The organism is Peribacillus sp. P4_C12 (genome assembly GCF_056402095.1).
In genome coordinates, this window is the sequence record NZ_JBFUIB010001201.1 from 1 (window position 1) to 543 (window position 543).

The 543-nt window shown below is 30.0% G+C and carries 1 protein-coding gene; it reads right to left on the reverse strand.

What is annotated here, in order from left to right; all coding sequences use genetic code 11:
• Positions 1-232: 232 nt before the first annotated feature.
• Positions 233-403 (reverse strand): hypothetical protein, encoded by a 171-nt coding sequence (locus AC1DUW_RS32130; protein ID WP_477644622.1) that lies wholly within the window; start codon positions 401-403, stop codon positions 233-235.
• Positions 404-543 lie beyond the last annotated feature (140 nt).

A 543-nucleotide genomic window follows, 5' to 3' on the forward strand; every position in this document is an offset into this window, starting at 1 on the left:
CATATTTTAGGATTTTGGTCGGTCCAATTGTTATTTACCATTATTGGTCGTACAAAAGATTCTAGCCTTTCTTTTACTAAATATTCAATATTGCTATGATCAAGATTACATCCAAAGATAAATAAAAAATAGTCTTTCAATTACTTCTAGCCCCATTTCAGCAATGAATTATTATTTAATCTAATATTTCCCTAATGATCAGACCAATCATCTTATGTATGGTAATGATAATTTATCGAATTTTCAGATTGATTTTTAAATACATGCAATCTAAAGTAAGGATTCCATTGTCACCTAATAATTCAAAAATATGCTCTCCTTGTTTGTTACCATTAGGTACTGTACTACTTAATGGTCCTACACGTCTAGAATATCCATACTTACCATATCCTTTTTTTTCCATACTCTCTAGAATAGACCATACTTTCTTATAAAAATCTTTTTCAATCGTTACTTAGGAAAGTAAGGATCCGTCATCTTCAAGAAACTCTTTTACCAGAGTTTAAAAGGAAATAACTACACGATGCTCACACTATTGTCACC